This window comes from Mycobacterium sp. 48b, from assembly GCF_048282725.1.
Taxonomy (GTDB): domain Bacteria; phylum Actinomycetota; class Actinomycetes; order Mycobacteriales; family Mycobacteriaceae; genus Mycobacterium.
Map to the genome: position 1 here is coordinate 4,649,085 of NZ_JBLVUL010000001.1, position 26,522 is coordinate 4,675,606.

The 26,522-nt window shown below is 67.4% G+C and carries 25 protein-coding genes; 4 read left to right on the forward strand and 21 right to left on the reverse strand.

Annotated features, from left to right (window positions below; translation table 11 throughout):
* The first annotated feature begins 80 nt into the window (after positions 1 to 80).
* A complete protein-coding gene (locus ACNQR1_RS22705) occupies positions 81 to 494 on the forward strand; it encodes a hypothetical protein (RefSeq protein ID WP_418047957.1) in 414 nt (137 codons plus the stop codon).
* Here ACNQR1_RS22705 and secG read toward each other — a convergent pair.
* From secG to uvrC, 13 genes are all read right to left on the reverse strand, one after another.
* Positions 491 to 724, reverse strand: coding sequence for a preprotein translocase subunit SecG (gene secG, locus ACNQR1_RS22710; RefSeq protein WP_019348649.1), 234 nt, complete (start codon positions 722 to 724; stop codon positions 491 to 493). The two genes, ACNQR1_RS22705 and secG, sit on opposite strands and share 4 nt — an antisense overlap.
* 44 nt (positions 725 to 768) lie before the next feature.
* A complete protein-coding gene (gene tpiA / locus ACNQR1_RS22715) occupies positions 769 to 1,554 on the reverse strand; it encodes a triose-phosphate isomerase (RefSeq protein ID WP_418047958.1) in 786 nt (261 codons plus the stop codon).
* Positions 1,555 to 1,576: 22 nt separating this feature from the next.
* Positions 1,577 to 2,800 carry a phosphoglycerate kinase gene (locus ACNQR1_RS22720; protein ID WP_418047959.1) on the reverse strand — a complete coding sequence of 408 codons (1,224 nt, stop codon included), beginning with the start codon at positions 2,798 to 2,800 and terminating at the stop codon, positions 1,577 to 1,579.
* Positions 2,801 to 2,805: 5 nt separating this feature from the next.
* On the reverse strand, positions 2,806 to 3,828 hold the full coding sequence (gap, locus tag ACNQR1_RS22725; protein WP_418047960.1) for a type I glyceraldehyde-3-phosphate dehydrogenase: 1,023 nt from the start codon (positions 3,826 to 3,828) through the stop codon (positions 2,806 to 2,808).
* Between the two features lie 82 nt (positions 3,829 to 3,910).
* A complete protein-coding gene (locus ACNQR1_RS22730) occupies positions 3,911 to 4,903 on the reverse strand; it encodes a phospholipase D-like domain-containing protein (protein WP_418047961.1) in 993 nt (330 codons plus the stop codon).
* Positions 4,900 to 6,675, reverse strand: coding sequence for an ABC transporter ATP-binding protein (locus ACNQR1_RS22735; RefSeq protein WP_418047962.1), 1,776 nt, complete (start codon positions 6,673 to 6,675; stop codon positions 4,900 to 4,902). The genes ACNQR1_RS22730 and ACNQR1_RS22735 overlap by 4 nt, the downstream gene beginning before the upstream one ends.
* A gap of 146 nt (positions 6,676 to 6,821) precedes the next feature.
* Complete coding sequence (locus tag ACNQR1_RS22740; RefSeq protein ID WP_418047963.1) at positions 6,822 to 7,457, reverse strand: SOUL family heme-binding protein; 636 nt, start codon at positions 7,455 to 7,457, stop codon at positions 6,822 to 6,824.
* A 108-nt stretch (positions 7,458 to 7,565) separates the two neighbouring features.
* Positions 7,566 to 8,495 carry a sterol desaturase family protein gene (locus tag ACNQR1_RS22745; RefSeq protein WP_418047964.1) on the reverse strand — a complete coding sequence of 310 codons (930 nt, stop codon included), beginning with the start codon at positions 8,493 to 8,495 and terminating at the stop codon, positions 7,566 to 7,568.
* 5 nt (positions 8,496 to 8,500) lie between these two features.
* Positions 8,501 to 9,142: a TetR/AcrR family transcriptional regulator gene (locus ACNQR1_RS22750; protein WP_418047965.1), complete on the reverse strand. Its 642-nt coding sequence runs from the start codon at positions 9,140 to 9,142 to the stop codon at positions 8,501 to 8,503.
* A gap of 412 nt (positions 9,143 to 9,554) precedes the next feature.
* Positions 9,555 to 10,532 carry a DNA-binding protein WhiA gene (whiA, locus tag ACNQR1_RS22755; protein ID WP_217157918.1) on the reverse strand — a complete coding sequence of 326 codons (978 nt, stop codon included), beginning with the start codon at positions 10,530 to 10,532 and terminating at the stop codon, positions 9,555 to 9,557.
* Positions 10,529 to 11,587, reverse strand: coding sequence for a uridine diphosphate-N-acetylglucosamine-binding protein YvcK (gene yvcK / locus ACNQR1_RS22760; protein ID WP_418047966.1), 1,059 nt, complete (start codon positions 11,585 to 11,587; stop codon positions 10,529 to 10,531). The genes whiA and yvcK overlap by 4 nt, the downstream gene beginning before the upstream one ends.
* Positions 11,584 to 12,498, reverse strand: coding sequence for an RNase adapter RapZ (gene rapZ / locus ACNQR1_RS22765; protein WP_044518226.1), 915 nt, complete (start codon positions 12,496 to 12,498; stop codon positions 11,584 to 11,586). The genes yvcK and rapZ overlap by 4 nt, the downstream gene beginning before the upstream one ends.
* Positions 12,499 to 12,535: 37 nt before the next feature.
* Positions 12,536 to 14,611, reverse strand: a complete 2,076-nt coding sequence (gene uvrC, locus ACNQR1_RS22770) for an excinuclease ABC subunit UvrC (protein WP_418047967.1) — start codon at positions 14,609 to 14,611, stop codon at positions 12,536 to 12,538.
* A gap of 56 nt (positions 14,612 to 14,667) precedes the next feature.
* On the opposite strand from uvrC, the gene ggt reads away from it, so the two are divergent.
* A complete protein-coding gene (gene ggt, locus ACNQR1_RS22775; RefSeq protein ID WP_418050459.1) occupies positions 14,668 to 16,692 on the forward strand; it encodes a gamma-glutamyltransferase in 2,025 nt (674 codons plus the stop codon).
* Positions 16,693 to 16,717: 25 nt separating this feature from the next.
* On the opposite strand, the gene ACNQR1_RS22780 is transcribed toward ggt, so the two are convergent.
* The 4 genes from ACNQR1_RS22780 to ACNQR1_RS22795 form a co-directional block, all read right to left on the reverse strand.
* Positions 16,718 to 17,182 (reverse strand): PH domain-containing protein, encoded by a 465-nt coding sequence (locus tag ACNQR1_RS22780; protein ID WP_418047968.1) that lies wholly within the window; start codon positions 17,180 to 17,182, stop codon positions 16,718 to 16,720.
* 7 nt (positions 17,183 to 17,189) lie between these two features.
* Positions 17,190 to 17,669 carry a 6,7-dimethyl-8-ribityllumazine synthase gene (ribH, locus tag ACNQR1_RS22785; protein ID WP_418047969.1) on the reverse strand — a complete coding sequence of 160 codons (480 nt, stop codon included), beginning with the start codon at positions 17,667 to 17,669 and terminating at the stop codon, positions 17,190 to 17,192.
* On the reverse strand, positions 17,666 to 18,994 hold the full coding sequence (locus tag ACNQR1_RS22790) for a bifunctional 3,4-dihydroxy-2-butanone-4-phosphate synthase/GTP cyclohydrolase II (protein ID WP_418047970.1): 1,329 nt from the start codon (positions 18,992 to 18,994) through the stop codon (positions 17,666 to 17,668). The genes ribH and ACNQR1_RS22790 overlap by 4 nt, the downstream gene beginning before the upstream one ends.
* A gap of 97 nt (positions 18,995 to 19,091) precedes the next feature.
* Positions 19,092 to 19,691, reverse strand: a complete 600-nt coding sequence (locus ACNQR1_RS22795) for a riboflavin synthase (protein ID WP_418047971.1) — start codon at positions 19,689 to 19,691, stop codon at positions 19,092 to 19,094.
* Between the two features lie 73 nt (positions 19,692 to 19,764).
* On the opposite strand from ACNQR1_RS22795, the gene ACNQR1_RS22800 reads away from it, so the two are divergent.
* Together ACNQR1_RS22800 and ACNQR1_RS22805 are read left to right on the forward strand one after the other, a co-directional pair.
* On the forward strand, positions 19,765 to 20,478 hold the full coding sequence (locus ACNQR1_RS22800) for an LppX_LprAFG lipoprotein (RefSeq protein ID WP_418047972.1): 714 nt from the start codon (positions 19,765 to 19,767) through the stop codon (positions 20,476 to 20,478).
* Positions 20,478 to 22,151, forward strand: coding sequence for an MFS transporter (locus ACNQR1_RS22805; RefSeq protein ID WP_418047973.1), 1,674 nt, complete (start codon positions 20,478 to 20,480; stop codon positions 22,149 to 22,151). The genes ACNQR1_RS22800 and ACNQR1_RS22805 overlap by 1 nt, the downstream gene beginning before the upstream one ends.
* A 314-nt stretch (positions 22,152 to 22,465) precedes the next feature.
* On the opposite strand, the gene ribD is transcribed toward ACNQR1_RS22805, so the two are convergent.
* From ribD to fmt, 4 genes are read right to left on the reverse strand one after another with little or no spacing between them, the layout of a single operon-like run.
* A complete protein-coding gene (gene ribD, locus ACNQR1_RS22810) occupies positions 22,466 to 23,467 on the reverse strand; it encodes a bifunctional diaminohydroxyphosphoribosylaminopyrimidine deaminase/5-amino-6-(5-phosphoribosylamino)uracil reductase RibD (protein WP_418047974.1) in 1,002 nt (333 codons plus the stop codon).
* A complete protein-coding gene (rpe, locus tag ACNQR1_RS22815; protein ID WP_418047975.1) occupies positions 23,464 to 24,141 on the reverse strand; it encodes a ribulose-phosphate 3-epimerase in 678 nt (225 codons plus the stop codon). The genes ribD and rpe overlap by 4 nt, the downstream gene beginning before the upstream one ends.
* Positions 24,142 to 24,146: 5 nt before the next feature.
* Positions 24,147 to 25,556: an RsmB/NOP family class I SAM-dependent RNA methyltransferase gene (locus ACNQR1_RS22820; protein ID WP_418047976.1), complete on the reverse strand. Its 1,410-nt coding sequence runs from the start codon at positions 25,554 to 25,556 to the stop codon at positions 24,147 to 24,149.
* On the reverse strand, positions 25,553 to 26,482 hold the full coding sequence (gene fmt, locus ACNQR1_RS22825; protein WP_418047977.1) for a methionyl-tRNA formyltransferase: 930 nt from the start codon (positions 26,480 to 26,482) through the stop codon (positions 25,553 to 25,555). Before fmt ends, ACNQR1_RS22820 begins: the two co-directional genes overlap by 4 nt.
* Positions 26,483 to 26,522: the final 40 nt, after the last annotated feature.

Sequence of the window (26,522 nt, forward strand, 5' to 3'; positions counted from 1 at the left end):
GATCTCTCGACGCCGCCCCGGATCCGGCGGAGCATGTTGTGAATCAGCTGTGACTGTTCCGGCAAACCCAGGAGGCCACGATGGCAAGGATCAAACCTTCACAACCCAGCAATTGGGGTCGATTGGCTCAGGGTGCCATTCTGAGCGCGACGCTGGGTCTCGGTGCGCTGGCCGCACCCGCCGTGGCGATTGCCGCACCCGACGACGGCACATGGGACATCGAGGCATACGACGATTGCATGAGCAAGACGGTCAGGAATGCCGACCTGTGTTGCCTCGACTCCGGTGGCGTGCCCACCTCGGACCCCAACGACACTCAGTCCGACGGCTCGCCCAACTGTTACGCACCGCCCGCTCAGCAGGCCGGCGTCGAGCAGGGCACGGCACCACGGCCACCGCGGGCAATCATCGACACACCGATCGACACCGCGACCGAGGTCGCACCGGGCACCGGTCCGACCCGGCCGCTGCCGACGCTCGTCGCTCCCGGTTAGCTGTACTTGATCAGCAGCGCGACGCCCACGATCGAGACCAGCCAGATGCCGGTCACGAACAGGGTCAGCCGGTCGAGGTTCTTCTCCACCACGGTGGAGCCGGACAGGCTGGACTGGACACCGCCACCGAACAGGGTGGACAGACCGCCACCTTTGGCGCGATGCAGCAGCACCAAGAGCACGACCAGCACGCTGGTCACGACCAGAGTGATCTGCAGAGCCAATTCCATGGCTGTAAGACTACCGGGTGCGGTGTCCGGCCCAGGCCCCCGGGTTACGGCAGCGGCCCACCCGCGGCAATGGCCGACAGCGTCGCGAACTGCTCGCCGTCCAGCGAAGCTCCACCGACCAGTGCACCGTCGACGTCGCCCTGCGCCACGATCTCGCCGACGTTCTTGGCGTTGACCGACCCGCCGTAGAGCACCCGCACACCGGCCGCGAGCTGTGGCGAGGACAGGTTGCCCAACTCGTCACGGATGGCCTTGCAGACTTCCTGAGCGTCGGCGGCGCTGGCCACCCGCCCGGTGCCGATCGCCCATACGGGCTCGTAGGCGATGACCGCCTGGCCGATCTGTTCCTTGCTCAGCCCGGCCAGCGAACCGCGCAACGAGTTCACGTTGAACTCCACGTGGTTGCCGGCCTCGCGCACCTCGAGCTGCTCGCCGATGCAGATGATCGGGGTGATGCCGTGCTTGAACGCGGCGGCGGCCTTGGCCGCCACCAGCGCGTCGTCCTCGTGGTGGTACGTACGCCGCTCCGAGTGCCCGACGACCACGAAACTGCAGCCGAGCTTGGCCAGGAACGCCCCGCTGATGTCCCCGGTGTAGGCGCCCGAGTCGTGTTGCGAGAGATCCTGCGCTCCGTAGGTCAGGCGCAGTTTGTCCCCGTCGACCAGGGTCTGCACACTGCGCAGATCGGTGAACGGCGGGATGACGGTGACATCGACCTTGTCGAAGTACTTGTCCGGCAAGGCGAATGCGATCTTCTGCACCAGTGCGATGGCCTCGAAATGGTTGAGGTTCATCTTCCAGTTGCCGGCGATGAGCGGCTTACGGGCCATTATTAACCTTTGTCCAGTACTACTATTTCAGGATTTCAATGCCGGGCAGGGTCTTACCCTCAAGGTATTCCAGCGACGCGCCGCCGCCGGTCGAGATGTGCGAGAAACCGTCCTCAGCAAGGCCGAGCTGGCGCACCGCGGCCGCCGAGTCTCCGCCTCCGACGACGCTGAACGCGCCCTTCTCGGTGGCACCGATGATGGCCTCGGCGACTCCCTTTGTGCCTGCCGAGAAGGCCGGGAACTCGAAAACGCCCATCGGGCCGTTCCAGAACACGGTCTTGGCGTTGGACAGCAGAGCGGTGAAGCGCTTGACCGACTCCGGACCGATGTCGAGACCCATCTTGCCCTCGGGGATCCGATCGGAGGCCACGGTCTCCGGCTCGGCGTCGGCGGCGAACTTGTCGGCCACCACGATGTCCACCGGGAGGTGTATCACGTCGGCGTAGGTGTCGAGCAGCCGCTTGCAGGTGTCGATCATCTCTTCCTGGCACAGCGAGGTCCCTACCGAAACCCCTTGGGACGCAAGGAAGGTGAAGCACATCCCGCCGCCGATGACGATGCTGTCGGCCTTGGTGGCCAGGTTCTCGATGACCGCGAGCTTGTCGGACACCTTGGACCCGCCCAGCACCACGGCGTAGGGACGCTCGGTCGAGTTGGTCAGCTGCTCGAGCACCTTGACCTCGGTGGCCACCAGCGTGCCCGCGTAGTGCGGCAGCAGGGTGGCGACGTCGTAGACCGAGGCCTGCTTGCGGTGCACGACGCCGAAACCATCGGAGACAAACGCACCCGGCGAGCCGTCGGCACCCTCGACGAGCGCAGCCAACGCCTCGGCCAGCGCCGACCGCTCGGCGTCGTCCTTGCTGGTCTCCCGCGGGTCGAAGCGGATGTTCTCCAACAGCAGCACGTCACCGTCGGTGAGGCCCTCGGCCCGGGCCAGCGCATCGGTGCCGACCACGTCACCGGCCAGCTGCACGTGACGACCGAGCTTCTCTCCCAGTGCCGCGGCGACCGGGGCCAGCGACAATTTCGGGTCCGGGGCGCCCTTGGGGCGACCCAGGTGTGCGGTGACCACGACCTTGGCACCGGCCTCGGCCAACGCCTTGAGCGTCGGGACCGAGGCGAGGATGCGGCCGAGGTCGGTGATGTTGCCCTCGTCATCGAGGGGGACGTTCAGGTCGGAGCGCACGAGCACGCCCCGCCCCTCCACGCCCTCGGCCAACAGGTCAGCGAGTGTTTTAACAGTCATTGGTATTAGAGCGACTTCCCTACGAGTTCGACCAGATCGGCAAGGCGGTTGGAGTATCCCCACTCGTTGTCGTACCAGGAAACAACCTTGGCCTGATTGTCGATGACCTTAGTCAGACCCGAGTCGAAGATCGAACTGTGCGGATCGGTGACGATGTCGCTGGACACGATCGGCGCGTCGTAGTACTTGAGAATGCCCTTCATCGGCCCTTCGGCGGCGGCCTTCATGGCGGCGTTGATCTCGTCGGCTGGCGCCGGCTTGGCGAGCTCGGCGGTCAGGTCGGTGACCGAACCCGTGGGGATCGGCACGCGCAGGGCGTAGCCGTCGAGCTTGCCTTTCAATTCAGGTAAGACGAGGCCAATCGCTTTCGCGGCACCCGTGGAGGTCGGCACGATGTTCAGCGCGGCGGCGCGGGCGCGGCGCAGATCCTTGTGGGGGCCGTCCTGCAGGTTCTGGTCCTGGGTGTAGGCGTGGATGGTGGTCATCAGGCCCTTGACGATGCCGAACTCGTCGTTGAGGACCTTGGCCAGTGGGCCGAGGCAGTTCGTGGTGCACGAGGCGTTGGAGATGATGTTCTGGCTGCCGTCGTACTTGTCGTCGTTGACGCCCAGCACGATGGTGATGTCCTCATCGCTGGCCGGCGCGGAGATGATGACCTTCTTGGCCCCGGCGTCGAGGTGGCCCTGGGCCTTGGCGCGGGCGGTGAAGATACCGGTGGACTCGACGACGACATCGACGCCCAGGTCGCCCCACGGCAGCGCCGCCGGACCTTCCTTGACTTCGAGGGCCTTGATCTTCTTGTCGCCGATGACGATCGTGTCTTCGCCCTCGAGGCTGACGTCTTGCGGCAGGCGGCCGAGAATGGAGTCGAACTTCAGCAGGTGAGCCAGGGTGGCGTTGTCGGTGAGGTCGTTGACGGCCACGATCTCGATGTCGGTGTTCTTGCCCTCGGCCTGCTGCGTTGCCAGGGCCCGGTAGAAGTTGCGCCCGATGCGGCCGAAGCCGTTAACGCCTACCCGGATGGTCACGTGATTTCTCCCTCGGTTGCCGGTAACTGCTCGCCGCCAGCCTAGTAGCGAAAAGCCCTCACTGTGCGGTCCGGTCAGTGCATCAGATGTCGGGGTCGCGTAGGGCGAGTTGGTCGAGTTCGTGGGGGTCTTGACCGACCAGATCGGCGATCAACCCCTCGTCCGACAGGTCCATCGGCTCCGAATGTTTCCAGTCATGGTGGGCGACCTCGTTGAGGCGCTTGAGGATGTGATGATCGGTCACCTCGATGGCCAACTCGCGACGATGGTCGAAGCTACCCGGGGAGAAGTTGATCGAACCGACGATCGCACGTTCGCGATCGGCCAGGATCATCTTCGCGTGCAGTTTCATGTGCTTGAGCCGATGGATCTTGATGCCGACGTCGTCCAGGATGCGCATCCCACTGACGCCCTCGAGGAGCTTGCCCGACTTGAGGTGGTGGGGCGCGCGGGCCATGACGTGAACCTTCACCCCGCGATGCGCCGCACGGACCAGGCGCTCGATGATCACCGGATCCTGGTATCGCTCGTTCTGGACGAACAGCGTGTGCTTGGCGCTGTCGATGAATTCGGCGATGCGATGGCGACCATTGGTCGGGCACCAGATCAGGTGTGCTCCGCCGCCCGGATCGAACTCCTCACGCGCCCAGTCCGCCTCGAAGCAATCGACGATCTCGGCCACCTCGTAGGCGCTGGGTGTGACGACGGCATAGTCCCGCGTCACAGTGAAGTTCTCCTCGGTCCAGTTCAGCGACTCGACAAACGCATGGTCGTCGTCGACGACCATGGACTTCTCGTGGGTCAGATCGAAGGCCGGGTTGCTGGCCCGGACCTCGATACCGAACCGCTGCAACGTCTCCCGCGCGTTGTCGTTGTCGGTCTCCCCGTCGCGGCGTTCGGGGTTGAGCATGACCTTGACGTCCACGCCACGCCGGTGGGCGGCCACCACGGCCTCCAGCAGCGGCAGGTGGTTGAAGGCGAACATCTTGATCCGCACCGAGCGGGTGGCCGCACCGATGGCGTCGAGCACCGGCTGCGCCGAGTCGTCGGGCAGGATGATCAGCGAACGTGTCACGTTGTCTCGTCCTCGTATTGGATGCGGTGCAACTCGGCATATCTGCCGCCTGCGGTCAGCAGCTCGCTGTGCGTGCCCTCCTCCACCACCCGGCCTTCCTCAAGCACGACGATCTTGTCCGAATCGCGAATCGTGCTGAGGCGGTGGGCGATGGTGATCACCGTGCGGCCGTTCATCAGTCGCTGCAGCGCTGTCATCACCAGGTGCTCGGACTCGGCGTCCAGGGCGGCGGTCGGTTCGTCGAGGATCAAGATGGGGCTGTCCCGGATCAGGGCGCGGGCGATGCCGATGCGTTGCCGCTGACCGCCGGACAGAGTCAACCCCCGCTCACCCACCGGACTGTCATAGCCCAGCGGCATCGCGGAGATGAACTCGTGGGCGTTGGCCAGTTTGGCCATCTCGACGATCTCGTCGGGATCGGCGTCGGGCCGGCCGAAGGCGATGTTCTCGCGGATGGTGCCCCGGAACAGCACCGTGTCCTGCAAGACGTAGGCGATCTGGCTGCGAAGTTCATGGAGTTTGTAGTCGCGCAGGTCCACCCCGTCGATCTGGACGGTGCCCGCGCTCGGGTCGTAGAACCGCGGAATCAGGCTGACCAGGCTGGATTTTCCGCTCCCGGTGTGCCCGACGACGCCCACCAACTGACCGGGCTGCACCTCGAAGGTGACTTCGCGAAGGACGGGAGTTTCACTGTCGTAGCCGAACGCCACCCGATCGAAGCTGATGGCTCCCCTGAGCTGCTCCGGCTCGACCGCGTCGGGTTTCTCCTGAACCGAGGTCTCGGCGGTCAGCAGGGCGTTGACGCGGTCCACGCCGACCGAGGCCATGGCGATGGTGTTGGTGAGTTTGGCCAGATCCTGCACCGGTTTGAAGAACGACGCGAGATAGGAGATGAACACGGTCAGCGTGCCTGCCGTCATCGCGCCGGCGAGGATGAGCGCCGAGCCCCGCCACAACACCACCGCGGTACAGGCGGCCACCACGACGCCGACAATCGGTGACACCACGGACTTGACCCGCCGCGCGTTGAGTGCCGCATCGACGGCCTGCTGACCGGCGATCGCCAGTTGACGCTCCTGCATGTCCTCGCGGTCGAAGGCCTTGACCACCCGGATCGACTGCAGCCCCTCCTCCGCGACCGCGACGATGTCGGATTCCCGCTTGCGCACTTCATGTGTCGCGGCCTTGACCGCCTTGCGGATCCGGGACACGAACAACAGCAGCAGCGGCGCCACCGCGAGGGCGATGAGCGTGAAGTCCCACTGCAGCCACAACATCATGGCCAACATGCCGACGATGGTCAGCAGGTCGGTTGCGATGCCCAGCGTCGAGGACGACGCGAAGCCCTGGATGGTGTCGACGTCGTCGGTGAGCGTGCTCAAGATGGGGCCCACGCGGTGGGTGTCGAAGTAGTTGAGGGACAACTGCTGCAGGTGGTGGTAGGCGCGGGTGCGCAGGTCGTTGCCGATTCGCTGGCCGACGGTTTCGGTCAGGTAGTTGGCGGTATAGGACGCGATGGCTGCCACCACCGCGATGACGAACACCATGATCGCGGCCAGACCGGCGATGTGCATCTTGCCTTCGCCGCCGAGCAGCGGCTGCAGCAGACCGTGCAGCCATCCCGGCAGCGGGTGGTGGCCGACGACGCTGTCGAGCACGACCTTCAACGGCCAGGGCGCGGCCAGGCCGGTGGCGATCTGGACGAGCAGTACCGCGAAGATCCCGGCGACCAGCAACCGGTACGGGCGGATCAGCTCAAGAATCAGTCTCATTGCGGCCGCTGCCTCAATCGGGGTCGTGAACTGGTTCGACGTCCAGTTGGTCGCCACACACTACAACGCCGCAATGACGTCAGCGTGGCTCACTTATCACCCGGCCGGCGATCTGGTGGAGGCGCACGCCCAGCGAAGTGCCCGAACTACGCGTCGACCGGGACAGCGACCTCGTTTCGCCGCAGCGGCGGTAGCGTCCACGGTGGATCGTAGAACCAGGCCGTCGCCTCGTCCTGGCTGTCGAAACCGGTGGCCCGCAGCGTCTCCCGGAGTTGCTCGGTACGCCGCGAGATGGCGTCCGCCCCGCGATCCCCACTGAATCGCAGCACGGCGACGGTCTGAGCGGGCAACTCGACGATCCGAACCCGATTGTCATCGGGTTCGGGAAGCGTCTGCACCGTCCACGCGGCCGGTAGGTAGAACCGGACGTCCCACCCCTGCTCGGCATCGCCGTCCTGCGCCACCGGGGCCGTCATCGCGATCTTCTGCCCGCCCCGGGCGGTGTCACGTTCGGATGCCGAGGCGGCAACCGCGCCGTGGCGGTGGTTGCCGCCGAATATGTAGCCGGCCAACCGACGGAATCCGGTGTGCAGCGCAGCCTCCCTGTCCGCTGCGAAGACAGTGGTCTCGGCGGCCAGACGCGGCAGATAGTGACGCAGCTCGACCCCATCGATCAGCGGTTCAGCCCGGTAGGGCGGTTCTTCGGTGCCCCTCCGGCATCCGACGACCGACCCGGCCAGAGCAACGGTGTCGCCGATCAAGCTGGCGAAGCGGTCCACCATGGCATGCTCCTTCCTCCCGTGACGCAGCGTGTTGCGACGTCATCAGGCATTCGGAGCCGCCACCCCTGCGGATGGGGCGGCAAGCGGATCAGATCTGGTCGCCGGCCCTCAGCTCATCGCGTTCGGGACCGGCACCTTCTGCGCATAGGCTTCCACAGCCGTTGTGGCATCGGCATTTTCGCTCCATCCGGGCGGGCCGAACAGGTATCCGAGCCGGCCGCGCCAGCTCCGGGCCCGCCAGACGTCGCCGACCATGGCGACGAACTCGTGGTAGTTCACCTTGATCGGGTTGTAGGTGTCGATGTTCTTGGTGAGTCCGTACCGGACCGGTTCGTCTTCGGCGACGAAGGTGCCGAACATCCGGTCCCACAGGATGAAGATGCCCGCGTAGTTCTTGTCCAGGTAGGGGTTGTTGGCTCCGTGGTGCACGCGATGATGCGACGGGGTGTTGAACACGAACTCGATGACGCGGGGCAACCGGTCGATGCGCTCGGTGTGGATCGGGAACTGGTAGAGCAGCACGATGGCCTGCGACAGGAAGACCATCCAGGCCGGGATGCCGATGAGTGCCACCGCGGCGTAACCGATGGTGGCCAGGAACGATCCGGGAATCAGCCAGGACAACCGCGTGGCCGTGGACAGGTTGAAGTACAGGCTCGAGTGGTGCACGTTGTGGGCTGCCCAGAACAGCCGGATGCGGTGTGACATCCGGTGTTGCAGGTAGTAGGCCAGGTCGGCCAGCACGATGGCCAGCACCCAGACCCACCAGTGAGAGGCCGAGAGGTGCAGCGGTGTCACGGCGGCCGCGATCGCCACCATCGGGACCGCGATGAACTTGTCCAGCGGCCGCAGGATGAAGCCCAGCACATAGATCGACAGATTGGTGCCGGTGTCCCGCCAGGAGATGCCGGCTCGGCGCCGGGCGGAATCGCGGCCGTCTGTGTCCTTGTCTTTGTCGAAGTAGTAGCTGAGGAACTCGACCGCCATCAGGACGAAGAAGGCGGGCATGGCGTAGAGCCCGATGCGCAACGGATCCATCGGGGCTACCCCGTGGCTTTCTTGGGCATACCGGCCAACTGCCAGGACAGTGCCTGACCGAACAGTTCCTCCGGCACCCGGGTCGGGTCGATGCGCCGCTGCCGGATCAGTCCCTGGAACAGCGCGAGGACCACCACCGCGAATCCGTCCACCGAGACGCTGTCGTCGATGTTGTTGCGCTCCAGCGCCTCGGCAAGGATCTCGCGCAGTGAGGCCAGCGTGCGCGCCGACCTCTCCTGCAGAATCGTCATGGCGTCGGGGTTGCGCACCGCGTGCAGCCAGAACTCTGCCTGGATCGCCTCGAATTCGATGTCGTTGTCGGCAATCTCGACGAGCACGCGGCCCAACGCGGTCAACGGCCCGCTGGCGTTCCCGGAGATGGTCTGCGCCACCTGGTCGAGCCGACCGGAGGCACGCTCATTCATCAGCTCCGAGAAGAGGTTTTCCTTGCTGGAGAAGTTCGAGTAGACGGCGCCGACCGAATAGCCCGCCGCCGCGGCGATCTCGTCGACCGATGCGGCGGCGTATCCCTTGCGGGCGCAGGTCTGGGCGGCCGCTTCCAAGAGCGCCGCCCTGGTCCTGGCCTGATTCTCAGCCCGCGTCAGCCGCGCCGCGGCCGGGCCCTTTGAGCTTTCGTCGTGCGCCATATTTCAGATAGTACTCGTTATCTGAAATTTCGGATAGTGTTCGCTATCCGAAATATCCATGGACGTCAGCGGCCGAGCAGGTAGGGATCGCCCACCAGAAATTCGACGATCTGTCCATCACCTGGAACCGCACCGACCCCAGTAAGCCATCACCTATCGCGAGGATTCCGAAGCCGCCTCCCTGGCGTGGCGGGCTGACGCATGTCCCCGGCTTGTAGCGCTTCACGGCCGACAGGTCGACACCGTCGAACTTCTCGCGTGGAGCGCCAGCGAAACCGCAGCCAACCACTGCACAGCCGGCACCGCTGCGACGGGAGCCAGTTGCGCCGAATAGCCTTGGCAGCAGCCGTTTTCGGTCATCGGCAAGGGGGTTGCCGCCACTCGCGGCGACGACCCTTCGTACCGCGGCGGATCAGGCGTCGTCGAGCAGGTCCGGGGTCACCGCCGACTCGGTGTCGGGAACCCCTTCCTGCTTGGCCTTGCGGTCGGCCATCGACAGCAGGCGCCGGATACGGCCGGCCACAGCATCTTTGGTCATCGGCGGGTCGGCGAGCCGGCCCAACTCCTCCAGGGATGCCTGCCGGTGTTCGACGCGCAGTTTGCCCGCCGCGGCCAGATGATCGGGCACACCCTCACCCAGGATGTCCAACGCGCGCTCCACCCGGGCAGCCGCGGCCACCGCGGCACGCGCCGACCGACGCAGGTTGGCGTCGTCGAAATTGGCCAGACGATTGGCGGTGGCGCGGACCTCGCGGCGCATGCGCCGTTCCTCCCACGTCAACCGCGTGTCCTGGGCCCCCATGCGGGTCAGCAACGCGCCGATCGCCTCGCCGTCGCGCACCACGACGCGGTCGCTGCCGCGCACCTCGCGGGCCTTGGCACTGACGCCGAGCCGCCTGGCCGCGCCGACCAGCGCCAGAGCCGCCTCCGGACCGGGGCAGCTGACCTCCAGCGCCGACGATCGTCCCGGCTCGGTCAACGAACCGTGCGCGAGGAACGCGCCACGCCACGCCGCCTCGGCGTCACCGACGCTACCGCCGACCACCTGAGCGGGCAGGCCGCGCACCGGGCGTCCGCGGAGGTCGAGCAGCCCGGTCTGCCGGGCCAACGCTTCCCCATCGGCAGCCACCCGCACGACGTAGCGGGTGTTCTTGCGGATCCCACTGGCCGACAACACGTGCACCACCGCGTTGTACCCGTACAGGTCGTAGATGTCCTTACGCAGGCGGCGCGCGATGATCCCGAGATCCACCTCGGCTTCCACCACCACCCGGCCTGCCACGATGTGCAGACCGCCGGCAAAGCGCAACAACGACGCCACCTCCGCGCGGCGAGCACTCACCGAGTTGACTACGAGACGGCTCAGCTCGTCTTTCACCTCGGCTGTCATCGCCACGGATCGTCCCCTCTCGGTGTATTCGGCGCCGGCTCCTGCTGCGCCACGTCGACCGACCTCGCAGCGGGCGTGGGAACGGTGGACTCCTGCACTATTCCGGGCGCCATCGCGCGCAACCGGACACCCTCCAGCACCGCGGCCAACTTCGCCGGGTCATGTAAAGGTGTACCAGGTCGAGACACGTCAGCAAACTCAACGCGGGCATTGAGGATGTTGGCTGTGCGGCTGAGTTGCTCCCGTTCACGGTCGCTCGGCACCCGGCTGGCATCGACGATGATGTCATGCACGCTGAAGTCCGGGGCATGCTGGGCCAGAACGTGGATGTGACGCTCGGCCGAGAACCCCGCGGTTTCACCCGGTTCCGCCGCCAGATTCAAGACCAGCGCACGCCGCGCCGCCGTCGCCCGCAATGCCGCCGCCAACTGAGGCACCAACACGTGCGGGATCACACTGGTGAACCACGACCCCGGCCCGAGCACCACGAGATCGGCGCTCATGATCGCCTCGACGGCCTGCCGGGTGGCCGGCGGATCCCCGGGCAGCAGTCGCACCCGTCGCACCTTGCCCACCGTGGTGGCAATTGCCACCTGACCGCGGATCACCCGGCTCATCCGAGGATCGGACTCCAGGCCGGCGACGTCGGCCTCGATCTGCAGGGCGATCGGGCACATCGGCAGCACCCGGCCCTTCACCCCCAGGATTCGCCCGAGTTCATCGAGTGCCGCAACCGGATCGGCCAGCACCTCACTGAGACCCGCCAAGATCAGATTGCCGATCGGATGACCGGCCAGTGCGCCGCTGCCACCGAACCGATGCTGGATGATGGTCGCCCACAACCTGCCGTGCGGACTGTCAGAGGCCAAGGCCGCCAACGCCATTCGCAGGTCACCGGGAGGCACCACATCGAGTTCGCTGCGCAACCGACCCGACGACCCCCCGTCGTCGGCAACGGTCACCACCGCCGTCACGTGCGGGCTGAGCCGCCGCGCCGCCGACAGGGTCGCGTACAACCCGTGCCCTCCGCCGAGGGCCACGATCCGCGGGGTCATTCGCGACCCAGATCCCGGTGCAACACATGCACAGTGAGCCCGTCACCGCCCTGCAACCGCTCGGCGAGCGCCTCGGCGATCGCCACGCTGCGATGTTTGCCGCCAGTACAGCCGATGGCGACGGTCATATAACGCTTCCCCTCCCGGCGGTATCCGGCGATCACCACGTCCAACAGACGATGGTAAGTGTCGAGAAATTCCCTGGCCCCCGGTTGTCCCAGCACGTAGTCACGCACATCCGGGTGTTGGCCGCTGTGCGGGCGCAATTCGTCGACCCAGTGCGGGTTCGGCAGGAACCGCACATCCATCACCGTGTCCGCATCCATCGGCAGGCCGTACTTGTAGCCGAAGGACTCCACCGTGACGTTCGTGTAGGCGACGGTCTCACCGCCGAACGCACGCTCGATGCTCTCACGCAACGCCGGCACCGGGAGTGCGGACGTGTCGATCACCAGATCGGCCGCCGCGCGCACCGGGGCCAGCAAAGCCCGCTCGGCGGCGATCCCCTCGGCCAGGGTCTGCGTGCCCTGTAGCGGGTGGCTGCGACGGTTCTGCTCGTAGCGGCGCACCAGGATGTCGTCGGAGGCCTCGAGGAACAGCACCCGCGGGGTGATGCTGCGCGCCGCCAGTTCATTGCGCACCCAATCGAGATCACCGGTGAAGCCGCGCGACCGCACATCCATCACCACGGCAAGCTGGGTGATCCGAGAACCGGCGGCCAGCCCCAGCTCGACCATGCGGGCAATCAGCTCCGGCGGCAGGTTGTCGGCGACGTACCAGCCGAGGTCTTCCAGCACCTTGGCCGCGGTACCGCGGCCCGCCCCGGACAGGCCGGTGACCAGCACCACATCGATTCCCGAATCCGCGTCCGCACCACCCACGATGCCGCCCTCGCGCAGATGTTCATTCATGCGCGACCCGCCTGGCTATTCATGTCCCCGTTACCCGTCATCCCGACACCCTGCGTCGATCATCCTCGATAACCGTTGCGGGCGTCCCTGAATCGCCCAGTCCGGCGCTGTTCTCACTTCGCGGGTCACCGCTCTGGACCGACGGCGGTGTACCCGATTGCTCGATTGGCGGCTCGCCGCCGGGTTCGATTGGCGGCTCGCCGCCGAGCGCAGCCAGGACAGCCTTCGCCGTAGTCACACCGATCCCGGGCACCGCCGTGATCTCCTCCACCGTGGCGTCCTTGAGCCGCGCGACCGAGCCGAAATGCGTCACCAACGCCTTGCGGCGCTGCTCCCCCAACCCACGCACCGAGTCGAGCGCCGAGGCGGTCATCCGCTTGGACCGCTTGCTGCGGTGATAACTGATCGCGAACCGGTGTGCCTCGTCGCGTACGCGTTGCAACAGATACAGCCCCTCACTGTTGCGCGGGAAGATCACCGGATCGGGCTCGGCCGGCACCCACACTTCTTCGAGCCGCTTGGCCAGCCCGATCACCGCGACGTCGGTGACGCCGAGCTCGTCGAGCACCGCGGCCGCCGCGTTCACTTGAGGGGCACCACCGTCCACGACGAACAGGTTGGGCGGATACGCGAACCGGCGTGGACGCTGGTCCGTGCCCAGATCCGGCTGCGCATCGCTCACGTGCCGCAGGAAACGGCGCCGCGTCACCTCGGCGATGGAGGCGACGTCGTCCGAGCGTCCTTCACCGGCAGCTTCGCGGATCGCGTAATGCCGATAGTCCGATTTCCGCGGCAGGCCATCCTCGAACACCACCAGCGACGCGACCACATCGGTGCCCTGCACGTGGCTGATGTCCACACATTCGATCCGCAACGGTGCGTCGGCCAGGCCGAGGGAATCCTGAATGCTCTGCAGCGCTTCCGATCTCGCGTTGAAGTCACCGGCGCGCTTGAGCTTGTGCTGGGCCAGCGCCTCGTGCGCATTGCGCGCGACGGTCTCGGCCAATGTGCGCTTGTCGCCGCGCACCGGCACCCGCAAGCTCACCCGCGAACCACGAAGCCCCGACAACCACGCCGCCAGTTCCTCGGCATTCGGCGGCAGCACCGGCACCAGAACTTCGCGTGGCACCGGGTTGGTCGCCTCGTCGGCCGCTCCGCCCAGTTCGGCCTGCTCACCGTAGAACTGGGTGAGGAACTGCTCGACGAGATGCTCCTGCCCGGATTGTTCTGGGTCGCCGGACTTCTCGACGATCCAGCCGCGCTGACCCCGCACCCGGCCGCCGCGGACATGGAACACCTGCACGGCCGCCTCGAGATCGTCATCGGCGAACGCCACCACGTCGGCATCGGTGCCGTCGCCGAGGACCACGGCCTGCTTCTCCAGCGCGCGTTTGAGTGCCGCGATGTCATCGCGCAACCGGGCGGCCCGCTCGAAGTCCAGCTCCTCGGCGGCCGCGGTCATCTGCTGCTCCATGTCGCGGGCCAACCGGTCGGTCTTGCCCGACAGGAAGTCGCAGAAATCCAGCACGATCCGCCGGTGTTCCTCGGCGCTGACCCGGCCGATGCACGGTGCCGAGCACTTGTCGATGTAGCCGAGCAGACACGGACGGTCGATCTGCCTGTGCCGCTTGAAAACTCCCGCAGAACAAGTTCTGGCCGGAAACACCCGGGTCAGCAGGTCGAGTGTCTCCCGGATCGCCCACGCGTGCGAATAGGGACCGAAGTAGCGCACGCCCTTGCGCCGTGGTCCGCGGTACACCATCAGCCGCGGGTACTCCTCATTGAGTGTGACCGCCAACACCGGGTACGTCTTGTCGTCGCGGTAGCGGATGTTGAAGCGTGGATCGAATTCCTTGATCCAGTTGTACTCCAGCTGCAGCGCCTCAACCTCGGTGGTCACCACGGTCCACTCGACGCTGCCCGCCGTCATCACCATCTGCCGGGTGCGCGGTGCAAGGCCGGCGATATCGGCGAAGTACGACGTCAGCCGGCTGCGCAGGCTCTTGGCTTTGCCGACATAGATGACCCGGCCGTGCGGGTCCCTGAACCGGTACACGCCCGGCTCAACTGGTATCGATCCGGGCGCCGGCCGGTACGTCGCTGGATCGGGCACGGTTTCCAGGTTACTGCCGCGATCCGACGGAACTCCGCTACCGTCGAACTGTGCGGTTGCTGGCGTCCACCCGTTCGGTCATCGCGCTGCTCAGTGTCGTCGCCGTGATCCTTGCCGGGTGCGCCGACGGCAGTCGGCGCCCCGCGAGGACCGATGCCGGGCCGTGCCAGATCCTTTCCAACGGAACCCCGCTGCCCAGGCCGCCGCAGGCACCGCCACCGCCCGGCCCAGTCCCACCGTCGGCACCGCCGACACCTGCCCCACCGTCGGCACCGCCGACGCCTGCCCCACCGTCGGCACCGCCGACGACCCCCGACCTGGGCGCCAACCCCGAAATCGGAACCGGCTACCGCAGCGACATGACAGCCGTTCGCACTGCCACCTACGCGGTGGCCACCGCCAATCCGCTGGCCACCGAAGCCGCCTGCAAGGTGCTGCGCGACGGCGGCACGGCTGCCGACGCGCTGGTGACCGCTCAGGCAGTGCTCGGTCTCGTCGAACCCCAGTCTTCGGGGATCGGCGGCGGTGGCTTCCTGCTGTACTACGACGCGGCGGGCAACGCGGTGCGCGCCTATGACGGACGTGAGACCGCCCCCGCCGCGGCGACCGAGAACTACCTGCGTTGGGTCTCGGACACCGACCGCACGCTCCCCAAACCCGACGCCCGGGCGTCGGGCCGCTCCATCGGGGTACCGGGGATCGTGCGCCTGCTCGACGACGTGCACCGCCAGTTCGGTAAGAAGGCCTGGCGCGACCTGTTCGACCCGGCCGTCTCGATGGCCGACCGGGGATTCGACATCAGCCCGCGCCTGGCCGCGGCCATCGACGATGCCGACGCCCAACTCCGGGTGGACCCCGCTGCCGCCGGCTACTTCCTCAACCCCGACGGCAGTCCGAAGCCGGTGGGCACCCGCATGACCAATCCGGCCTACGCGAAAACCTTGGGCGCCATCGCATCCGAGGGTGCGCAGGCCTTCTACACCGGCGACATCGCCCGCGCTGTCGTGGCAGCCGCGACCGATACCAGCGGCGGCCGCACCCCGAGCGTCATGACCGAACAGGACCTCGCCGGCTACACCGTCAAAAAGCGCGACCCGCTGTGCACCACCTACCGCGGCCGCGAGGTCTGCGGCATGCCTCCGCCGTCGTCGGGCGGCATCGCGGTGGCCGCCACCCTCGGCATACTCGAGCACTTTCCCATGAGCGATTACAAACCCGCCCGAATCGACCTCAACGGCGGGCATCCGTCGGTGACCGGGGTGCACCTGGTCTCGGAGGCCGAACGCCTCGCGTACGCCGACCGCGACCGCTACGTCGCCGACACCGATTTCGTCCCGCTCCCCGGCGGATCGCCGGAGGCACTTCTCGGCGGCGCCTACCTCACCGGCCGCGCCGCCCTGATCTCCCGGAACCACACGATGGGCACAGCCGCGCCCGGGGACTTCGCCCCGCCGATGACCATCCCGCCCCCGCCGGAACACGGCACCAGCCAGATCAGCGTGATCGACAGTCAGGGCAATGCGGCGTCACTGACCACCACGATCGAGTCCGCCTTCGGTTCGTTCCACATGGTCGACGGCTTCCTGCTGAACAACCAGCTCACCGACTTCTCCGCCGAGCCGACCAGCGCCGAAGGCCATCCCATACCCAACCGGGTTCAGCCCGGCAAGCGCCCGCGCAGCACCATGGCGCCGACCCTGGTGTTCGACAAGACCGGGCCGCAACGCGGTCCCCTGTATGCGGTCACAGGCTCCCCCGGCGGCTCGGTGATCATCCAGTACGTCGTGAAAACCCTTGTCGGCGTCATGGATTGGAACCTGGATCCACAGCAGGCGGTATCCATGATCGACTTCGGGGCGGCCAACACACCCGTGACCAACGTCGGAGGGGAACACCCGCTGGTCGACACCGTCGCCAACGGCGACCGTGATCAACTGGTCGAGGGACTGCGGGCACTCGGCCATCAGGTTTCGCTGGCGGATCAGTCCAGTGGCCTGTCAGCCCTGGTCCGAACGCCGAACGGCTGGATCGGCGGCGCCGATCCGCGCCGGGAAGGCGTGGTGCTCGGCGACGTCGGCTGATCCTGCGGTGTCAGACGAGATTGGGTCAGACGAGATTTGAGCGATAGCGGTCGATGAGGTCCCGGACCTCGTCCATCGCCTTGACCGCGCGGTCCTTGTCGATGGCCTGGATCGCCATCACGGGGATGTACTCGTCGTCGGGCAGGTCCAGCCGGGCCCAGCGGGCTCCGACCGGGAACGACACCCCGAGAGCCTCGGACCAGGGAATCACCTTGAAACTGATCAGATTCCGGACTGCCACACCCGATGAGCCGACCCGCAGCCGCGGTCGCGCGAACAACAGCACCACTGCGCCGATGATCGCTCCCAGCAGGGCGATCGCCACCTGGTCGGAGGTCTGGAAGACCACGCCGGTGGAGCCCACCTTCAGCAGCACGCCGACCGCGACGTGGGCCAGGAAGATGATCAGCGCGGCACCGTAGGCGAAATACGGTGTCCGGTAAGGCCGGATCTCAAGGTCCCAGGTGTCCGCAGTCTTCTTGTCGGTCATCTCGCGGTCACGCCTTGGCGCGCAGTTCGCGCAACGTCAACGCGGTGGACAGGGCCGCTGCCGCCGCCTGAGCGCCCTTGTCCTCGGTGGAATCCGGGAGACCGGCTCGGTCCAGGGCCTGCGCCTCGTTGTCGGTGGTCAACACGCCGTTGGCGACCGGTGTGGACGCATCGAGTGACACCCGGGTCAAGCCCTGCGTCACCGCATCGCAGACGTAGTCGAAATGCGGGGTCTGACCGCGGATGACCACACCCAACGCCACCACTGCGTCATGGGTGGCCGCCAATGCCTGTGCCACCACCGGGATTTCGATGGCACCGAGCACACGCACCACCGTCGGCTCGGCGATACCGGCGTCAGCGGCGACCTTGCGCGCTCCGTCGAGCAGTGCATCGCAGATCTGGGTGTGCCAGGTGCTGGCCACGATCGCCAGCTTCACGTTCGAAGCGTCCACCTGGGGAAGATCAGGAACTCCGTGGCCGCTCACAGGGTCGAACCCGAATCGGTCGCACTGGGCGGCCTGCGGTCACCGAGCAGGTACACCGCCTCGTCGTAGTCGTCCATGCTGACCGCTTCGTCGTAGTCCTCGAGGCCGACGAGGTCGTGGCCCATCCGGTCCCGCTTGGTCATCAGGTAGCGGATGTTCTCCGAGTTCGCCCGCACCGGCAGCGGCACGCGCTCGATGATGTGCAGCCCGTAACCGTCCAGACCCACGCGCTTGGCCGGGTTGTTGGTCAGCAACCGCATCGACCGGATCCCCAGGTCGACCAGGATCTGCGCGCCGATGCCGTAGTCGCGCGCGTCGGCGGGCAGACCGAGCTTCAGATTCGCGTCGACGGTGTCCTCGCCCGCGTCCTGCAACTGGTACGCCTGCAGCTTGTGCATCAGGCCGATGCCGCGGCCCTCGTGCCCGCGCATGTAGAGCACCACGCCGCGGCCTTCGCGGGCCACCATCGCCATCGCGGCATCCAGCTGCGGGCCGCAGTCACAGCGCCGGGAACCGAACACGTCACCGGTCAGGCATTCGGAGTGCACCCGGACCAGGACATCGTGACCGTCGCTGGCCGGACCGGAGATGTCGCCGCGAACCAGCGCGACATGCTCGACGTCCTCGTAGATGCTCTTGTAACCGACCGCCACGAACTCGCCGTGCCGGGTCGGGATCCGTGCCTCGGCGATGCGCTCGATGTGCTTCTCGTGCTTGCGCCGCCACTCGATCAGGTCGGCGATCGAGATCAGCGCCAGGTCGTGATCGTCGGCGAAGACACGCAGCTCATCGGTGCGTGCCATGTCGCCCTCGTCCTTCTGGCTGACGATCTCGCAGATCGCGCCGGCGGGCTGCAGCCCGGCCAGGCGGGCCAGGTCCACGGCGGCCTCGGTGTGTCCGGGACGGCGCAGCACGCCACCGTCCTTGGCCCGCAGCGGAACCACATGGCCGGGCTTGGTGAAATCGTCGATCACAGAACCCGGATCGGCCAGGGCACGCATGGTGGTTGCCCGGTCGGACGCCGAAATGCCGGTTCCCACATCCTTTTTCGCGTCCACCGTGACGGTGTAGGCGGTGCCGTGCTTGTCCTGGTTGACCGCATACATCGGCAGCAGGCCCAGCCGGTCGCAGATCTCGCCGTCGAGCGGCACACACAGGTAGCCCGAGGTGTAGCGGACCATGAACGCCACGAGTTCGGGGGTGGCCTTCTCGGCAGCGAAGATGAGATCGCCCTCGTTCTCGCGATCCTCGTCGTCGATCACCACCACGGCTTTGCCCGCCGCGATATCGGCTATCGCCCTCTCGACGGAATCGAGCCTGGTCATCTGCGCCACCTTGCCTGTTCTAATGACAGGTCCCCAATGCGGGACCAATCGCCGACTCCAGTATGAACCACCGAAATCCAGCGGTTATTGCCAGCTCTTACTCACCGGGACCGGCCATCAGCCGTTCCACGTATTTGGCGATGATGTCGACCTCGAGATTGACGGTCGTCCCGACGCTCGCCTGGCCCAACGTGGTCAGCTCACGCGTGGTGGGGATCAGCGACACCTCGAACCAGTCGTCACCCACCGCGGACACCGTCAACGAGACCCCGTCGACGGTGATCGACCCCTTCTCGACGACATAGCGCGACAACGCGCCGGGCAGGCCGATGCGGACCACTTCCCAGTGGTCGAAGGGCGTGCGGGAGATCACAGTGCCGGTGCCGTCGACGTGGCCCTGCACGATGTGGCCGCCGAGGCGGCTGTTCACCGCGGCGGCCCGTTCCAGGTTGACCTGGCTGCCCACTCCGACCCCACCCAGACTCGACCGGTTCAGCGTCTCCCCCATGACGTCGGCGGTGAACGCGCCGTCGGGCAACACGTCCACCACGGTCAGGCAGACCCCGTTCACCGCGATCGAGTCGCCGTGACCGGCGTCGGCGGTGACCACGGGGCCGCGAATGGTGAATCTGGCGGCATCCGTCAGCTCCGCCTTGTCGACCAGGACACCCAGCTCTTCAACGATTCCGGTGAACACGCCGACCAGACTATTCGGCCCGAGTAGGAGTTGGAGAAAACGCCCGGCTGCCGCGAGCCTCTACGATGCAGTAATGCAGACGCGCCCACGCTTCGCAGTCCAGTCCTTACTCGCAATCCTCTTCGCAGCCGCCGCGCTGGTCGCGGGCTGCTCGTCGTCTTCTGAGAAGTCGAATGCCCCGCTGCCCGACGCGGCCACGCTGCTTCAGCAATCCGCAGCCACCACCAAGGCCCAGCAGAGCGTGCATCTGCTGCTGACCGTGCAGGGCACCATCAAGGGTCTTCCCGTGGAGAAGCTCGACGGCGACCTGACCAACACGCCGGCCGTGGCCGCCGAGGGAACCGTCGACCTCAACGCCTTCGGCCAGAAGATAGCCGACGCGAAGTTCGTGGTCGCCGAGGGCAATCTGTATGCCGCGCTGACCGCAGGCGATCCGCTGTCCGACTACGGACCCGCGGAGAAGATCTACGACGTGTCGACCATCCTGAACCCCGATCTGGGCCTGGCCAACGTGCTGTCGAGCTTCACCGACCCCAAGGCCGACGGCCGTGAGTCGGTCAACGGCACCGAAGGCGTCCGCGTGACCGGCACGGTCAGCGCCGACGCCGTCAACAAGATCGCCCCGCAGCTCAAGGCGGAGGGCCCGGTCCCCGCTACGGCGTGGATCAAGGAAGACGGCGACCACGCCCTGCTGCAGGCCAAGCTCGAACCCACCCCCGGAAACAGCGTCACCATGACCCTGTCTGACTGGGGCAAGCAGGTCACCGTCACCAAGCCCGCGTCCTGATGCAGGCCGCGGAGTCGGTGAAATCCGGCCGCAACCGCCACATCGCGATCAGCGCGGGCAGTCTCGCCGTGCTGCTCGGTGCCCTCGACACCTACGTCGTGGTCACGATCATGACCGACATCATGTCCGACGTCGGCATCGCGATCAACAAGATCCAGCAGGTCACACCCATCATCACCGGCTATCTGCTGGGCTATATCGCGGCCATGCCGCTGCTGGGCCGGGCTTCCGACCGGTTCGGGCGCAAGATGCTGATCCAGGTCGGTCTGGCCGGTTTCGCGATCGGCTCGGTGATCACCGCGCTGTCGGGCGATCTGACCATGCTGGTCATCGGCCGCGTGGTGCAGGGCACCGCGAGCGGCGCGCTGCTCCCGGTGACCCTGGCGCTGGCCGCCGACCTGTGGGCCGCGCGCAATCGGGCAGCCGTGCTGGGCGGCGTCGGCGCCGCGCAGGAATTCGGCAGTGTCCTGGGCCCGCTCTACGGCATCGGCGCGGTGGCCCTGTTCCATCACTGGCAGGCCGTGTTCTGGATCAATGTGCCGCTGGCCGTCATCGCCATGGTGATGATCCACTTCAGCCTGCCGGGCAAGGAACCGAGCGACCATCCCGAGAAGGTCGACGTCATCGGCGGCGTCCTGCTGGCGATCGCGTTGGGCCTGGCCGTTGTCGGCCTCTACAACCCGGAACCGGACGGCAAGCAGGTCCTGCCCGACTGGGGCCTTCCGGTCCTGATCGGTGCGCTGGTGGCCGCGGTCGCGTTCTTCGCGTGGGAAAAGGTCGCCCGCACTCGGCTGATCGAACCCGCGGGTGTGCAGTTCCGGCCGTTCCTGGCCGCGCTGGCCGCCTCGTTGTGCACCGGTGCCGCACTGATGGTCACGCTGGTCAACGTCGAACTGTTCGGTCAGGGCGTGCTCGGTAAGGACAAGTACGAGACCGCGTTCCTGTTGCTGTGGTTCCTGGGCGCGCTGCCGATCGGCGCGCTGATCGGTGGCTGGATCGCCACCCGGGTCGGGGATCGCATCATTACGTTCGTCGGGCTGATGATCGCTGCCGGCGGGTTCTGGCTGATCACCAAGTGGTCGAGCGATGTGCTCGACGCGGTCCACGACCTGGGGCTGTTCCAGCTGCCGGTCCTGGACACCGATCTGGCGATCGTCGGCCTGGGACTCGGATTGGTCATCGCTCCGCTCACCTCGGCCACGCTGCGGGTGGTGCCCGCCGCCCAGCACGGCATCGCCTCGGCATTCGTCGTGGTGGCCCGGATGATCGGCATGCTGATCGGTATGGCGGGTCTGTCGGCCTGGGGTCTGTACCGCTTCAATCAGCACCTGGCCGGTCTGACGGCCGCAGCCAACACCGGCTCGATGTCGCTGCAGGAGCGGCTGGCATCTCAGGCGACCCGCTATCGCGAGGCGTACGTGTCGATGTACGGCGATATTTTCGGGATCACCGCGATCGTCTGCGCTGCGGGTGCGGTGCTCGGCCTGCTGATCGCCGCGCGGCACGTCCACGCCGACGAACTCAGTGGCCCTCCCGAGAACCTCGGCGCCGGTGAGAGCGATGACCCGTCGACCGGGCAGCTGTACCTACCGACGCAGGTTCTTCCGGTGCAGTCCGCCGACCCGGAGGCCCAGGGCACCGACCAGCCGCCGGGACGCCATCGATCGAGCTGATCCGGTTCAGCAGCGTTCAACCCCGGGGCTCAGCAAACGTGGTGCCCGGTCGGCCTCAACCGGCCGGCTGGGCAACACGAGGCGAAGCGGAGCGCGCACCAGCGCGCGGAGCGTGCGGGGGGTCAATGATGTGCTGGGGAGCCAATCCTGCAGTGCAGTCATGCTCGCGTCCTTTGCTCGTGTTCACCGGCGCACATTCGGCAGCGAACGCGCTTTGGTACGAGTGTACCGATCATGACTGACAATGCCCGGTATTTCGCAAGCGTAACTTAGGTCACCCTAACTAGAGCTGGCTACCTACTGAAAGCCTGCTATCAGTTGGGTACCAGGCTCAGGCGAACATCCGGCCCGATGGCGGTGATGCCGTCGAACCCCCACCGCTGGGCGTGCCCGATGCTCGGCACCCCGATGTCGTCCACCGCGGTGATCGGCCCACCCAGCAGGATCGGCGCCACGTAGGCCAGGATCCGATTGACGACGCCTGCCCGCAGGAATGCCCCGGCCAGGGTCGGCCCGCCCTCCAGGAGCACATCGGTCCGGTCACCGAGCGACCGCATCACCTCGTGCGGATCATGCGTGCGGATCAGCATCGTGTGCGAATCATCGTTGAGCACCTTGGCATCCGGCGACACCTCGCGCATACCCACCACGACCCGCAGGGGCTGATGCCCGGTCAGCGTGCCGTCTGCCCGGCGCGCCGTCAACGTCGGATCGTCGACGAACACCGTCCCGGTGCCGACCACGATCGCATCGGCCGCGGCCCGCTTGCGATGAACGTCCGCCCGGGCCGCCTCACTGGTGATCCACTGGCTGGAACCGTCGGCGGCGGCACTGCGGCCGTCCACACTCGTCGCGAATTTCCATGTGACATGCGGCAATCCGGTGCGCTGCTTGTGCAGCCACTCGCGCAGCGGGCCCTTTTCGACCTCGTCCGCGAGCACCCCGGCGCTCACCGCGACACCGGCCTCGGCGAGTCGCCGCGCTCCCCCCTCGGCTGTGGGGTTGGGATCGGACACGGCGAAGGTGACAGCCGAAATCCCCGCCGCCAGAAGCGCGTCCACGCATGGCGGGGTGCGGCCGTGGTGATTGCACGGTTCCAGGGTGACGACGGCGATGCCGCCCTCGGCCCGGTCCCCGGCCGCCTGCAACGCCATCACCTCGGCGTGCGCGCCTCCGACGGGCTGCGTGCCCCCGACGCCGGCGACCTGCCCGTCACGGTCCAGGATCACCGCGCCGACCGGCGGGTTCGGGTATGTCGACCCCTTGACCTGTTCGGCCTGCTCGATGGCCAGCCGCATCGCGGCCTCGGGCGTCATAGCGTCAAATGCTTCGAGGCGCTCGCAGCCTGCTGACGCAGGGACTTCACCGCGGCGGCGGGATCGGCCGCGCTGTACACCGCGGAGCCGGCGACGAAGCAGTCCACGCCGGCCTCGGCGGCCTGCTCGATGGTGTCGGCGTTGATGCCGCCGTCGATCTCGACGACGATGGTCAGCTCACCGGCATCGACGAGCCTGCGTGCGGTGCCCACCTTGGCGAGCACCTCCGGGATGAACTTCTGCCCACCGAACCCGGGCTCCACCGACATCACCAGCAGGGTGTCGAACTCCTTCAGGATCTCCAGGTAGGGCTCCAACGGGGTGCCCGGCTTCACCGACAGCCCGGCCTTGGCACCGGCGGCCCGGATATCGCGGGCCACACCGATCGGGTTGTCGGTGGCCTCCGCGTGGAACGTGACGTTGTAGGCGCCCGCTTCGGCGTACGGCGGCGCCCAGCGTTCGGGTTGGTCGATCATCAGGTGGCAGTCCATCGGGATGTCGGTCGCCTTGAGCAGGGACTCCACCACCGGCAGGCCCAACGTGAGGTTGGGCACGAAGTGGTTGTCCATGACGTCGACGTGCAGCCAGTCGGCCCCGGCCACCGCGGCGACCTCATCGGACAGCCGCGCGAAGTCAGCGGACAGGATGGACGGGGCGATCAGGGGTTCTGCCATGGCGGTCAGCCTACTTTCAGAGCAGCAGCGAACATCGCATCGGTCCCGTGCCGGTGCGGCCACAGCTGGACGTGCGGTCCGTCGCCGAGGTCGTCGGCCGGGGCAAACAACTCCCGGGTGTCCAGCTGGGTCACCGGATGCCGGCGCACCGCGTCGGCCACCACCCCGACCGTCTCGGCCAGGTGCGGCGAACACGTCGCGTACAGGACCACACCGCCGGGACGGGTCAGCGCGATGGCCGCGGCGAGCAGTTCGCGCTGCAGTTTGGCCAGTCCGGGGACGTCGCCGGGCTGGCGCCGCCAACGGGCCTCCGGCCGGCGGCGCAGCGCTCCCAGACCGGTGCAGGGGGCATCGACGAGGACCCGGTCGAATCCGGCCTCCAGGCCCGATTCCCGACCGTCCACCCGACGCACGTCGACGTCGAGACCTCGCGTGTTCTCCTCGACCAGATCGGCACGGCGCGGCGCGGGCTCGACAGCGGTGACCCGGGCACCCGAGGCCGCACCGATGGCGGCCAGCAGCGCGGTCTTACCGCCCGGCCCCGCACACAGATCCAGCCAGCGACCGTTGTCCGGGCCGTCGAGTTCGGCCAGGGTCAGGGCGCGGGCCACCAGCTGGCTGCCCTCGTCCTGCACCTGGGCGGCACCGTCGCGCACGGCCGCCAACTGTCCGGGATCACCGCCCGGCAGGTACACCGCGTACGGCGAGTAGCGGCCCACGGTGCCGTCGGACTGTGCGGCCAGCTCGGCCGCGGTGAGCGCGGTGGGCCGTGCCGCCAGATGGACCAGTGGGCGTTCGTCGTCACTGGTCAGCAGGGCGTCGAGTTCACCGGCCCGGGCGCCGAGCGCATCGGTGAAGGCCTGGGCTATCCACCGCGGGTGGGCGTGCAGGAACGCGGCGTGCCCGACCGGGTCGGTGGCCGCCGGCGGCGCCAGTTGCTGCGTCCATTCCTGCTCGGTGCTGCGCGAGATCGTCCGAAGCACGCCGTTGACGAAACCGGCTCGGGCCGTGTCGAATTCGATTCCGGCCTGCTCGACGGTGGTGGATACCGCGGCGTGCGGTTCGACCCGGGTGCGCAGCAGCTGATAGGCGCCCAACCGCAACAGGTCGAGCAGCACCGGATCGATCCGCTCGGGCGGGCGCCCGGCCGCGGCGGTGATGACCGCGTCGAGCAGCCCCCGGGTCCGGCAGGCGCCGTAGGTCAGCTCGGTGGCGAAGGCGGCGTCGCGGCCCTCGATCCCCCGTTCCCGCAGCAGTGCGGGCAGGGCCAGGTTGGCGTAGGAGTCGCGCTCCGAGACCGCACGCAGCACGTCGAACGCCGCCCTGCGGGCCGGATCCAGCGGGGTCCGCCGGTGCTGGCGGTTCGGTCGGTTGGGCCGGTTCGGTCGGTTCGGTGAGTTCGAGGGCCTGCTCATGATGCGCGCACCGATTCCTCCAACCGCGCGCCGCGGGCCCAGTCAGCGGCGTTCATGAGTTTCTTTCCCGGCGGCTGGATCTGACCCAGTCGGACCGGTTGCGAGCCGGTACCGACCAGCACGGCATTGCGTTCGACCCGGATTTCCCCGGGCGCCAACGAATCTCCCGATTGATCCACCGTGACCGGACCGACCTTGACGCGGAGGTCCCCGATCATCGTCCAGGCGCCGGGATTCGGGGTGACCGCACGGACCTGCCGGTCGATGACGTGGGCCGGCAGGTCCCAGCGCACCCGGGCCGACTCCACGGTGATCTTGGGCGCCAGGCTCATTCCGTCAGCCGGCTGCGGCACCGCGGTCAGCGCCCCCTCGGCGATGCCGTCCATGGTGGATTCCAGCAGTGCCGCGCCCGAATCAGCAAGTCTCCCAAGCAGTTCTCCCGCGGTGTCGGTGTCGCGCACCCGCTCGGTGACCACGCCGTAGACGGGCCCGGAGTCGAGGGCAGGCTCGATCAGGAATGTCGTCGCTCCGGTCACCTCGTCACCGGCGGCGAGGGAGGCCTGTACCGGTGCCGCACCGCGCCAGGCCGGCAGCAACGAGAAGTGGAGGTTGACCCACCCGTGCGGGGGCACCGCGAGCAGCCGTTCACTCAGCAGCGCTCCATAGGCGACGACGGCACAGCAGTCGGGTGCCAGCTCGGACAGCTCGGCGATGAACTCGTCGGAATTGGGCTTGGCCGGCCGGAGCACCGGTATGTCGTGCTCAAGGGCCAGCTTCGCGACCGGTGACGGAGCGGGCTTGCCCCGCCGCCCGGCGGCGGCGTCGGGCCGGGTCAGCACCGCGACCACATCGTGGCGGGGCGAGTCGATCAGCCGCTGCAACGACGGGAGGGCGGGCTCTGGAGTTCCGGCAAAGACGAGGCGCACCGATCCAGTTTAGGGAGCCAGGGCGGTGCGGCCCTAATGC

What these genes read in the sequence shown, in the direction of transcription:
- ACNQR1_RS22705 (WP_418047957.1), top strand. Translation starts at nt 81, where the DNA reads ATGGCAAGGATCAAACCTTCACAACCCAGCAATTGGGGTCGATTGGCT.
- secG (WP_019348649.1), bottom strand. Translation starts at nt 724, where the DNA reads ATGGAATTGGCTCTGCAGATCACTCTGGTCGTGACCAGCGTGCTGGTC.
- tpiA (WP_418047958.1), bottom strand. Translation starts at nt 1,554, where the DNA reads ATGGCCCGTAAGCCGCTCATCGCCGGCAACTGGAAGATGAACCTCAAC.
- ACNQR1_RS22720 (WP_418047959.1), bottom strand. Translation starts at nt 2,800, where the DNA reads ATGACTGTTAAAACACTCGCTGACCTGTTGGCCGAGGGCGTGGAGGGG.
- ACNQR1_RS22735 (WP_418047962.1), bottom strand. Translation starts at nt 6,675, where the DNA reads ATGAGACTGATTCTTGAGCTGATCCGCCCGTACCGGTTGCTGGTCGCC.
- ACNQR1_RS22740 (WP_418047963.1), bottom strand. Translation starts at nt 7,457, where the DNA reads ATGGTGGACCGCTTCGCCAGCTTGATCGGCGACACCGTTGCTCTGGCC.
- ACNQR1_RS22745 (WP_418047964.1), bottom strand. Translation starts at nt 8,495, where the DNA reads ATGGATCCGTTGCGCATCGGGCTCTACGCCATGCCCGCCTTCTTCGTC.
- ACNQR1_RS22750 (WP_418047965.1), bottom strand. Translation starts at nt 9,142, where the DNA reads ATGGCGCACGACGAAAGCTCAAAGGGCCCGGCCGCGGCGCGGCTGACG.
- whiA (WP_217157918.1), bottom strand. Translation starts at nt 10,532, where the DNA reads ATGACAGCCGAGGTGAAAGACGAGCTGAGCCGTCTCGTAGTCAACTCG.
- yvcK (WP_418047966.1), bottom strand. Translation starts at nt 11,587, where the DNA reads ATGACCCCGCGGATCGTGGCCCTCGGCGGAGGGCACGGGTTGTACGCG.
- rapZ (WP_044518226.1), bottom strand. Translation starts at nt 12,498, where the DNA reads ATGAATGAACATCTGCGCGAGGGCGGCATCGTGGGTGGTGCGGACGCG.
- ACNQR1_RS22780 (WP_418047968.1), bottom strand. Translation starts at nt 17,182, where the DNA reads ATGACCGACAAGAAGACTGCGGACACCTGGGACCTTGAGATCCGGCCT.
- ACNQR1_RS22790 (WP_418047970.1), bottom strand. Translation starts at nt 18,994, where the DNA reads ATGACCAGGCTCGATTCCGTCGAGAGGGCGATAGCCGATATCGCGGCG.
- ACNQR1_RS22800 (WP_418047972.1), top strand. Translation starts at nt 19,765, where the DNA reads ATGCAGACGCGCCCACGCTTCGCAGTCCAGTCCTTACTCGCAATCCTC.
- ACNQR1_RS22805 (WP_418047973.1), top strand. Translation starts at nt 20,478, where the DNA reads ATGCAGGCCGCGGAGTCGGTGAAATCCGGCCGCAACCGCCACATCGCG.
- ribD (WP_418047974.1), bottom strand. Translation starts at nt 23,467, where the DNA reads ATGACGCCCGAGGCCGCGATGCGGCTGGCCATCGAGCAGGCCGAACAG.
- rpe (WP_418047975.1), bottom strand. Translation starts at nt 24,141, where the DNA reads ATGGCAGAACCCCTGATCGCCCCGTCCATCCTGTCCGCTGACTTCGCG.
- ACNQR1_RS22820 (WP_418047976.1), bottom strand. Translation starts at nt 25,556, where the DNA reads ATGAGCAGGCCCTCGAACTCACCGAACCGACCGAACCGGCCCAACCGA.